Annotated in this window: 10 protein-coding genes and 1 pseudogene; 7 read left to right on the forward strand and 4 right to left on the reverse strand. The window is 63.0% G+C overall.

Going from position 1 to position 10,193, the window contains the following annotated elements:
• Positions 1-476 (forward strand): M23 family metallopeptidase (locus WCB02_RS15050; RefSeq protein WP_423959065.1); only part of this gene is annotated, 476 nt, incomplete at its 5' end.
• 296 nt (positions 477-772) lie between these two features.
• Here WCB02_RS15050 and WCB02_RS15055 read toward each other — a convergent pair.
• Positions 773-1,732, reverse strand: coding sequence for an ATP-binding protein (locus WCB02_RS15055; protein WP_423959067.1), 960 nt, complete (start codon positions 1,730-1,732; stop codon positions 773-775).
• 182 nt (positions 1,733-1,914) lie between these two features.
• On the opposite strand from WCB02_RS15055, the gene yajC reads away from it, so the two are divergent.
• The 5 genes from yajC (at position 1,915) to WCB02_RS15080 (ending at position 6,410) form a co-directional block, all read left to right on the forward strand.
• Positions 1,915-2,280 (forward strand): preprotein translocase subunit YajC, encoded by a 366-nt coding sequence (gene yajC, locus WCB02_RS15060; RefSeq protein ID WP_423959069.1) that lies wholly within the window; start codon positions 1,915-1,917, stop codon positions 2,278-2,280.
• Positions 2,281-2,336: 56 nt separating this feature from the next.
• Positions 2,337-3,935, forward strand: a complete 1,599-nt coding sequence (gene secD / locus WCB02_RS15065) for a protein translocase subunit SecD (protein WP_423959071.1) — start codon at positions 2,337-2,339, stop codon at positions 3,933-3,935.
• Positions 3,936-3,948: 13 nt separating this feature from the next.
• The gene (secF, locus tag WCB02_RS15070; RefSeq protein WP_423959073.1) at positions 3,949-5,016 is read left to right on the forward strand and encodes a protein translocase subunit SecF; all 1,068 of its coding nucleotides are present in this window, start codon (positions 3,949-3,951) and stop codon (positions 5,014-5,016) included.
• 72 nt (positions 5,017-5,088) lie between these two features.
• Positions 5,089-5,472 carry an Mth938-like domain-containing protein gene (locus WCB02_RS15075; RefSeq protein ID WP_423959075.1) on the forward strand — a complete coding sequence of 128 codons (384 nt, stop codon included), beginning with the start codon at positions 5,089-5,091 and terminating at the stop codon, positions 5,470-5,472.
• Positions 5,469-6,410: a phytoene/squalene synthase family protein gene (locus WCB02_RS15080; protein ID WP_423959076.1), complete on the forward strand. Its 942-nt coding sequence runs from the start codon at positions 5,469-5,471 to the stop codon at positions 6,408-6,410. The genes WCB02_RS15075 and WCB02_RS15080 overlap by 4 nt, the downstream gene beginning before the upstream one ends.
• Positions 6,411-6,451: 41 nt before the next feature.
• Here WCB02_RS15080 and WCB02_RS15085 read toward each other — a convergent pair whose 3' ends face one another.
• From WCB02_RS15085 to WCB02_RS15095, 3 genes are all read right to left on the reverse strand, one after another.
• Positions 6,452-7,564: an AMP-binding enzyme gene (locus WCB02_RS15085; protein ID WP_423959078.1), complete on the reverse strand. Its 1,113-nt coding sequence runs from the start codon at positions 7,562-7,564 to the stop codon at positions 6,452-6,454.
• 7 nt (positions 7,565-7,571) lie between these two features.
• On the reverse strand, positions 7,572-9,008 hold the full coding sequence (trmFO, locus tag WCB02_RS15090) for a methylenetetrahydrofolate--tRNA-(uracil(54)-C(5))-methyltransferase (FADH(2)-oxidizing) TrmFO (protein WP_423959080.1): 1,437 nt from the start codon (positions 9,006-9,008) through the stop codon (positions 7,572-7,574).
• Positions 9,009-9,131: 123 nt separating this feature from the next.
• Entirely contained in the window at positions 9,132-9,284 is a 153-nt protein-coding gene (locus WCB02_RS15095; protein ID WP_423959082.1) for a DUF1127 domain-containing protein, read from the reverse strand.
• A gap of 666 nt (positions 9,285-9,950) precedes the next feature.
• On the opposite strand from WCB02_RS15095, the pseudogene WCB02_RS15100 reads away from it, so the two are divergent.
• Positions 9,951-10,193 (forward strand): annotated as a pseudogene (locus WCB02_RS15100) (hypothetical protein); the annotation flags it as partial.

Below are 10,193 nucleotides of genomic sequence, written 5' to 3' on the forward strand. Positions count from 1 at the left end.
GCGCGCAGCAAAGCGCGCGGCTCGCTCAGGCCAGCCCTGCAGCGGAAGAGACCGCAACCGAAACCCCGGTCAAGGCTGCTGAAGCCACCGGCGCGCTGCCGACTTTCCGCTGGCCGGTGCGCGGCAAGGTGATCACGAGCTACGGCGCCAAGACCAATGGCAAATCCAACGACGGCATCAACCTCGCGGTGCCCGAAGGCACCCCGGTCAAGGCGGCCGAGGACGGCGTAGTTGCCTATGCCGGCAATGAACTGAAGGGCTACGGCAATCTGGTCCTGATACGGCACGCCAATGGCTACGTCACCGCATATGCCCATGCGAGTGAGCTTTTGGTGAAGCGCGGGGACACCATCAAGCGCGGTCAGGTGATTGCCAAATCGGGTCAGTCCGGCGAGGTCGCGTCGCCACAGCTGCATTTCGAGATCCGCAAGGGATCTACCCCGGTTGACCCGCTTCAATTCCTCAACGGGGCCTGACGCTCCACGAGCTCGAAACCCACGCTGTCATCGCCCGGCGGGCGATAGGTTTTGAGAGCGGCGCCGCGGAGCATGGGAATTCCCGCGTTCGCTTCGCGGGCAAATGGCAGCGTCCATTGCTGCTAGTCCGTCGTTTCCGAAGTTCTGATCATGTGAAACGAAGCAGTGGAATGGGTAGAGCACTTGCGAAACCCATCATTTCGCCGCGCGGCGATGGGTTTCGCGGCGAGAATCGGACGAGGGTCCGATCTGACCGCTCTACCCATCTACATCATCGATGTCATGGAATCGATCGTCTAGTTCCCGCTCAAGCGCACCCCGAGCCGTCCCACCAATTCCTGCGTGAACTGCCAGGCGACGCGGCCGGAGCGCGAGCCGCGCGTAGCCGACCATTCCAGTGCCTCATGCTCCAGCTCCTCGTCGGCGAGCGTAATGCCGAAATGCGCGCAATAGCCCTTCACCATGGCCAGATATTCGTCCTGGCTGCAGCGGTGGAAGCCAAGCCAGAGTCCGAAACGATCCGACAGCGACACTTTCTCCTCGACCGCCTCTCCCGGGTTGATCGCGGTGGAACGCTCGTTCTCGATCATCTCGCGCGCCAATAGATGCCTGCGGTTTGAGGTTGCGTAGAGGACCACGTTCTCGGGGCGGCCCTCGATGCCGCCTTCCAGTACCGCTTTCAGCGACTTGTAGGAGGCGTCGTTGCCGTCGAAGGACAGGTCGTCGCAGAACACGATGAAGCGGTACGCGGACGCCCGCAGCAGATCCATCAGCGCCGGCAGGCTTTCGATATCCTCGCGGTGAATCTCGATCAGCTTCAGCCGATCGGCCGGCCTGCGGTTCAGGTTGATGTTGGCATGCGCGGCCTTCACCAGCGACGATTTGCCCATGCCCCGTGCGCCCCACAGCAGCGCGTTGTTGGCGGGCAGGCCGTCGGCGAACCGTTCGGTATTCTCGATCAGGATGTCGCGCATCCGCTCGATACCCTTGAGCAGGTCGAGATCGACGCGGCTGACGCGGGGCACTTCGGCAAGCCTTCCGTTGGGGTGCCAGACGAAGGCGTCGGCATTGGCGAACGACTGCGGCGTTGCGGCCACAGGCGCGCTTGCGGCGAGGTGCGCTGCGATGGTTTCGAGCGCGCGGACGATTCGTGCCGGCGTATCGTCGACTGGCAGCGCTTTGGGGCGTTTTGCCGCGACTTTGACGGACTTTCGCGTTGAGGCGCGGGATGCGGTTTTGCGGGGGCTTCTCGACATGTCCAAGTTCCTGACGGCGCAGCCTTATCGGGCATTGCGCGGTCCCGCAAGCTGCGCCAAATGAGAGCGTGGGCCGCATTGCAATTGGGACCGCGGCCGCTATATTCCGCGCGAATTTGCCCCGAACCGGCCCCATCGGGAGGGCCTTGCCGGTTCATTCCCGTCTCACGAGGATTGTCCTGATGCTGATCACACCTGCGTATGCCCAGGCCGCGGCCGGCGGCGACACCAACAGCATGTTGATGTCGCTTCTGCCGTTCGCGCTGATATTCGTGATCATGTATTTCCTGATCCTGCGGCCGCAGCAGAAGAAGGTCAAAGACCACGCCGAGCTCGTGAAGAACATCCGCCGCGGTGATACGGTGGTGACCACGGGCGGCCTGGTCGGCAAGGTGACAAAAGTGGTCGACGACGACCAGATCGAATTCGAAATCTCCGATGGCGTGCGCGTCCGGCAGATGCGCCAGATGATCCAGGGCGTGCGCGCCAAAGGCGAACCGGCAAAGGAAAAGAGCGAGCCCGCCAAGGACGAGACGTCAGCCGGCTGAGCTTTTCCGCGCGCGCTTTCGGGCGCGTCGCACCTCCAATCTGACGAGTCAATTCGATGTTGTATTTCACACGGTGGAAGGCGCTCGGCATCATCCTGACGGCGCTGGTGGTGTGCCTGTGCGCCGTGCCGAATTTCTTTCCCGAGGCTACCGTGAAAGGCTGGCCGCTGTGGGCGCAGCGCCGCTTGGTGCTCGGCCTCGACCTGCAGGGCGGTTCCTATTTGCTGCTCGAGGTCGATTCCAACTACGTCAAGAAGGAGAAACTCGACCAGGTCCGCGACGACGTGCGCCGCGTCCTGCGCGAGGCCAAGATCCCCTATACCGGCCTTGCCTCCCATGCCGATAATGTCGAGGTCCACGTCAAGGAAGCCGATCTGCAGAACGCGCTCGGCAAGCTGCGCGACCTGTCGCAACCGCTCACCGGCCTGTTGGGCTCCAGCGGCCAGCGCAGCCTGCAGGTCAGCGATGCCGGCGGCGGCCTGATCCGGCTCACCGTTCCCGAGGCGGCCATCACCGAGCGCATCCGCCAGACCATCGATCAGTCGATGCAGATCGTGGAGCGCCGCGTCAACCAGCTGGGCACGGTCGAGCCGTTGATCCAGCGCCAGGGCACCGATCGAATCCTGGTGCAGGTGCCGGGCCTGCAGGATCCGACGCGGTTGAAGGCCCTGCTTGGCAGGACCGCGAAGATGGAATTCCGCATGGTCGACACCTCCGTGCCGGCGGATCAGGCGCTGCAGGGCAATGTGCCGCCGGATTCGGAAGTCCTGATGAGCGCGAGCAGCCCGAAGGTGCCCTATGTCGTCAAGAAGCAGGTGCTGGTCTCCGGCGGCGACCTGAACGACGCGCAGGCCGGATTCGATCCGCGCTCGGGCGAACCGGTCGTCAACTTCCGCTTCAACTCGAACGGATCGCGCAAGTTCGCGCAGGCCACCTCCGAGAATGTTGGCCAGCCGTTTGCCATCGTGCTGGACAATCAGGTGATTTCCGCACCCGTGATCCGTGAACCGATCACCGGCGGCTCCGGTCAGATCTCGGGCAGTTTTACCGTGCAGTCGGCCAATGATCTCGCGATTCTGTTGCGCGCCGGCGCACTGCCGGCGCCGTTGACGGTGATCGAGGAGCGTACCGTCGGCCCGGGCCTCGGACAGGACTCGATCGAGAAGGGCGAGCTTGCGGCCTATGTCGGCGCCATCATGGTGATCGTGTTCATGCTCTTGACCTACCGGCTGTTCGGCGTGTTCGCCAACATCGCGGTCGCGATCAACGTGGCGATGATCTTCGGCCTGCTGTCGCTGCTCAACGCGACGCTGACGCTGCCTGGCATCGCCGGCATCGTCCTCACGGTCGGCATCGCAGTCGACTCCAACGTCCTGATCTATGAACGCATCCGCGAGGAATTGCGTGGCGGCCGCAACGCGATTTCCGCGATCGATGCCGGCTTCAAGCGCGCGCTGTCGACGATCCTCGACTCCAACATCACGACTTTCATCGCCGCCGCCGTGCTCTTTTACATTGGTACCGGACCGGTGCGGGGATTTGCCGTCACGCTCGGTCTCGGCATCATCACCACGGTCTTCACCGCCTTCACCCTGACCCGCCTGATCGTGGCTGGCTGGGTGCGGTGGAAACGGCCGCAAAGCGTGCCGATCTAATGCGGAGCCTGACGTGACTCATTTCGTTCTCATCGGGCTTGGTATCCTGATTGCCGTGCTGACCGTGGTCAGCGTGCTCGGGATTCTGCCCTCGCTGCGCATTGTCCCTGACAACACGCATTTTGATTTCACCCAGTTCCGCCGGATCTCGTTTCCGATCTCGGCGACGCTGTCGATCCTCGCCATCACGCTGTTCTTCACCCACGGGCTGAACTTCGGCATCGACTTCAAGGGCGGCACGCTGCTGGAAGTCCGCGCCAAATCCGGCACCGCCGATATCGCCGGCATGCGCAAGAGTCTGAACGCGCTGGGTCTCGGCGATGTGCAGTTGCAGCAGTTCGGCGGACCGGACGAGGTCTTGATCCGCGTCCAGGAGCAGCCGGGCGGTGATGCCGCGCAGCAGGTGGCTGTGACGAAGGTCCGCGGCGCGCTCGGCGATGCGGTCGACTATCGTCGCGTCGAGGTGGTGGGCCCGCGCGTGTCAGGCGAGCTGTTGGCCTACGGCATGCTCGGACTGATGCTCGCGATCATGGCGATCCTGATCTATCTCTGGTTCCGGTTCGAGTGGCAGTTCGCGCTCGGCGCCATGATCGCCAACGTCCACGATATCGTGCTGACGGTTGGTTTCATGTCGATATCGCAGGTCGATTTCGATCTCACCAGCATCGCCGCGCTGCTGACCATCCTCGGCTACTCGCTGAACGATACGGTCGTCATCTATGACCGCATCCGGGAAATGCTGCGGCGCTATAAGAAAATGCCGATGCCGCAACTCCTGAACGAGTCGATCAACTCGACGCTGTCGCGCTCGATCGTCACGCACCTCACGGTCTCTCTCGCGCTGCTCGCACTGCTGCTGTTCGGCGGCCCGGCGATCCACAGCTTCACCGCGGTGATGATGTTCGGCGTGGTGCTGGTCGGCACCTATACATCGATCTTCATTGCGGCGCCGATCCTGATCTATCTCGGCGTCGGCAACCACCGAGCCGATACACCGGAGACTCCCGCGAAGAAGCCGGACACGGCGGCGAAGAAGCCGGACACGCCGGCGAAGAAACCGGATACGCCGGCGAAGAAATAGACCAGACTCCGACCGGCATGCATGCCTGTGGGTTGAAATCCGCCTCCGGGAAGTCAGGTTTTGGACGAGATAATGGCCAGCAACCAGGACGCCCCGCATTTTCCGAGATCGGCGCCGATCGATGCCTATGGCAAGGGCGGTTTCGCCTTTGCCGGCATGTCGCATCGCGGCTCGTTGTTGTGCCTGCCCGATGCGGTCTGGGCCTGGGAGGTCATCAAACCGGAACAGATCGACAGATATTCGCTGCGGCGGGTGTTCGCGTCCGCGAACGGCATCGACACGCTCATCGTCGGGACCGGCCTTGACGTGTGGCTCGCGCCGCGAGAGCTCCGTGAGGCACTGCGCGCTGTGCGCGTGGTGCTCGATACGATGCAGACGGGACCCGCGATCCGCACCTATAACGTCATGATCGGCGAGCGGCGCCGTGTGGCAGCGGCGCTGATTGCGGTGCCATGAACGCCGTTGCCGGCAGCAGGGATGCCGCCGCGTTCTGCGCCGATCTGGTGCGCAGCCACGACTTTCCCCGCTACGCCTCGACGCTGTTCGTTTCGGCTGAACAACGGCGCGCGCTGCTTGCGCTCTACGCGTTCAATGTCGAGATTTCCCGAGTGCGCGATCAGGTCAGTCAGCCGCTGCCCGGTGAAATAAGGCTGCAATGGTGGACCGACATGCTCGCGGGGGACGACTTCGCGGGCCAAAATCTCTCGGACCAAGACCTCTCGGACCAGGATTTAGCGGACCGAGACGATGGTGGCGACCAGGGTGGCGTCCAGGGCAACCCGGTCGCCTCGGAATTGCGGCTTGCGGTCCGCGACTTTCGGCTTCCGGTCGAGCCGTTGTCGCGCCTGATCGAGGAGCATCAGTTCGATCTCTACAACGACCCGATGCCGACGCTGGCGGCGCTCGAAGGCTACGTCACCGACACGTCGTCGGCGCTGTTGGCGCTGGCCGCGCGAATTGCCGCTCCCCCATCGGAAGAGGCTGAACATCTGGCGCGCCACGCTGGCCTCGCCCAGGGGTTTGCGCAGGTGCTGGCCTCGTTGCCGCGCGACGCCTCGCGCCGGCAATTGTTCCTGCCGCAACAGCTGCTCGAAAGCCAGGGCAGTGCGATCGAGGAGGTGTTTGCCGGCAAGCAGACGCCAAGGCTGCGCGCGGCGATCGACCAGATGATCGGAGAGGCGATGCGGCATCTCGATGCGGCATTCGATCTGTTGGCAACCGTTCCCGCCGAGGTCAGGCCGGTCTTCCTGCCTCTGGCGCTGGTTCGCCGCGAACTGGCGCGAATGACGCGCGCGGATGCCGATCTGTTCGGGCTTCAAGCGATGTCGCGGCTATCGATCCTGTGGACGCTGTGGCGGGCGTCGCGCTCAAGGCGGTTTCGCGATCGCGACTGATGCCGGGATGGCCCCGATGCAGCATTCGCCCGGGACGACATTCACGCCTGGTTTGACGACGGCAGCTTCAAATCACCCGCCTCGAAATTGAACCGGTCGCGGAGATTCTTGCGCTGCTCCAGAATATCCTTCAGGAACGCACGATCGGTCTCGTTGGCCATCATCGGCGCGATCAGATCGAGCTGGTTCATGGCTACGAGCTGCAGGATTTCGGTACGGGGCTTGCCGCTGGCGTCGCGCGGCAAGGCCTGCACCACCTGGATATGCTCGGGCGGCTTTGGCCCCTTGGCGGTGGCGAGTTCGCTGCGCAACTCTGCTTCCAGCCCGGATTTGTCGGCCTCCACAAACGCATAAAGTCCGACCCCGGTGCGGCGGTCGGCGAATGCGACGATCGCGGTATCGCGAACATCCGGATGTCTGCGGATGAGATCGGCCAGCACCGGCGCGTCGTTGACCAGCCGCCGGCCGCCGCCCTCGCGATCGGTAAAATTGAACAGGCCGCGCGTGATGGCGCGATAGACCTTCTTGCCGGTCATCAGCCAGAGGCTTGCGACCAGGGATTTGCGCGCCAGGATTTTGCGTTCCTTCGGCGTCAACGCCTGCGGCGCGTAGCTGCGCTTGTGCTTCAGCAGGTGGCGGAGATCCTCATAGGCGGCGATGCGAAACAGCCGGCTCCGTGTCCTGAAGCAGGCGGCGAGCTGAAAGTCGGTCAGATAGCAACAGCCGTTGCTGCCCCGCAGCCAATTCTGCTCCTTGGCGAGATCATTGTGGCAGATGCCGGCGCGGTGCAGACGATGCAGCGCGCGTTTGGCCGAACGGAAATAGGCGAGATCGCCATGAGGCTTGGCCAGATGCAGCGCGACGCCGTCGATGAAGCCGCGCACCAGCGCGCGTCGCCCGGCCCAGAGCAGCTCGGGACCGACTTGCAGGCCCTTGGCCAATGCCAGCGCCTTTCGTTCGCGCGCGAACAGATGGCGGGCGGGGATGAAGGACCACCACGGCACCTCGTCGAGCCGGCGCAATACGGCTTCGGCGTCGCCGCCGTCAGCGCGGAAACGCCCGCGCTCGACGGTTGAAAACACGTCGCGCTTGAGCAGCACGCCTTCGATCCAGCGCGCCGACAGCACTTCGGCGTCGTCCTTGGGCAAATTCATGGGTTGCTCACGCTGCGGCCGGGACGCGCAGATGATCGGCGATCCAGCGATCGAGATCGGACAGCGCCCGCGCGCTGATCGCCTGCTTCTTTGCCACCGTCTTTTCGTTGCCGCGCAGCCGCGTGCCGTCGGGCTTCCTGGTCGGCGGGTTCGCTAGCGGCGGAAACAGCCCGAAATTGATGTTCATCGGCTGAAACGAGCGGCTGCCCGGCTCGATGGTTTCGATATGACCGCCGGTGATGTGGCCAAGCAGCGCTCCGAGCGCGGTGGTCGCGGGCGGCGGGACGAGCTCGAGGCCCCGCGCGTCGGCGGCGGCATACAGACCGGTCATCAATCCAATGCTGGCGGATTCCACGTAGCCCTCGCAGCCGGTCATCTGGCCGGCAAAACGAAGCCGCGGCGCCGCGCGCAGCCGCAACTGACCGTCCAGGAGCTTTGGCGAATTCAGAAAGGTGTTGCGGTGCAGGCCGCCGAGGCGTGCGAATTCCGCCTTCTCAAGTCCGGGAATGGTGCGGAAGATCCGCTGTTGCGCGCCGTATTTCAGCTTGGTCTGGAATCCGACCATGTTGTAGAGCGAGCCGAGCCGGTTGTCTTGCCGTAGCTGCACAATGGCATAGGGTTTGACGGTTGGATCGTGGGCGTTGGTGAGCCCCACCGGCTTCATCGGTCCATGCCGCAGCGTCTCGCGGCCGCGCTCGGCCATCACCTCGATCGGCAGGCAGCCGTCGAAATAGGGCGTATTGGCCTCCCAGTCCCGAAACTCGGTCTTCTCCCCGGCCAACAGCGCATCGACGAAGGTGTCGTACTGCTGTTTTGTCATGGGGCAATTTATGTAGTCGGCCCCGGTGCCGCCGGGACCGACCTTGTCGTAGCGCGACTGAAACCACGCCACCGACATGTCGATGGTCTCGCGATGCACGATCGGCGCGATCGCGTCGAAGAAGGCGAGCGCGTTCTCGTCGGTCAGGGCGCGGATAGCCTTTGCCAGCGGCTGCGAAGTCAGGGGGCCGGTCGCGACGATGACATTGCGCCAGTCGGACGACGGCAGGCCAGCAATCTCGTCGCGGCGGATTTCGATCCCGGGATGGTCGTGGATCGCCTCGGTGACTGCCGCGGAAAAACCCTCGCGGTCGACTGCCAGTGCGCCGCCGGCCGGCACCTGGTTGGCATCGGCCGCCCGCATGATCAGCGACCCGAGCCGGCGCATCTCGGCATGCAGCAAGCCCACGGCATTGTTGGCGGCATCGTCCGAACGAAAGGAGTTGGAGCACACGAGCTCGGCAAGTCCGGAGGTCTGGTGCGCTTCGGTCATTCGGACCGGACGCATCTCATGCAAGACGACGCGGACGCCGGCCTGCGCAACCTGCCAGGCTGCCTCCGAGCCGGCCAGACCGGCGCCGATGATATGGATGGATTCGGAAGAAGACGATTGGCTTGCGCTCATGGGCGCAGGGTTAGCGCGTTTTTTGGCGATGCGCACCTTAAGTCGGCGCGACTTGAAGCGCCAAATATCCGAACGCCCGCGGCGAGGCGGGCGTTGTCCGTGGAGTCAGCCGACCAGAACGGCTCAGCCGTTGTAGTTGCCGGCCGCGACGCGCGGAATGTCGGAACGGTCAAGGCCGATATCGGCGAGCTCGCGATCGCTGAGCTGGGACAGCTCATTGACATTGCGCTGGTAGTCGCGGAACGCCTGGATCATACGGAAGAGCGAGAGCAGCATTGTAGTCTCCTTAAGTTCGATTCAGCTCTTGGCGAAGCCTCATCGTTGAAATGAACATAGAGGATAATGCTGCAGCGCAGAAGCATTAATGGTGCGATGCAGCTACTCACTGTGCGCATAACTCTGATAACGTCGGATTAAGCTTTCGGCAGGGTCGCCTCAAAACCGGTCGACAAGGTCAGATTATCGCGGAATCCCCGGTAAATCACGGGTTTCGTGCAGGTATCGAGGGAATTCGGTGCCTAGAATGGGGGCGGAATGGGGCTTCGCAAGGGCTCCCGATCTCTTGATTTGCAACCATATCGCCTTGGGGAGCATGCGCGATTCGCATGCGTCTCGATCGCTAAAAATGAATCAAGATATATTCTTTAGAAAATGAAGCTCGGGCGTTTCCCAGGAGCAGCCTGATCGCCAATCCGCAAATGTTCGGGAATCAACTGTAGCTCGAGAAAGCCACGCCTGCCGTTGCGCCGCACCCCCGCAGATGAGCATCGAACGCTCAAATCGGCAAAGTCACAGGCTCGATACACGCAACGGCGTCCAATCAATTCCCCGAACAGACGCGCATGTGAGATCTGCGAGAAGCGTCGATCACATTTATCTCGCACGGAATTCATTCCTGAACTGAGGGCTGATCGGCGAAACAATTGCGCGCAGAATCCGGCAATGATGCTGGATCTGTGCTACAAGAAAATGGAAAGTAACATGAGCACGAAGTTACTCGGAGCGGCCGTGATGGCTGTATTTGCCCTTGCAGTTGTTCCCGCAAACGCCGCAAAGATGGCGATGGTCGGCTGCAGTGGTCCCGGACTTGAGAAGACCGAGTCCATGATCGACGTCATGGCCGACGGCGAAAGCAAGATGATGGCTCAGAAGGAAATGGCAATGGCGCAGGACGCTCTGTTGAGC

It is taken from the genome of Bradyrhizobium sp., from assembly GCF_049581145.1.
Classification (GTDB): Bacteria; Pseudomonadota; Alphaproteobacteria; order Rhizobiales; family Xanthobacteraceae; genus Bradyrhizobium.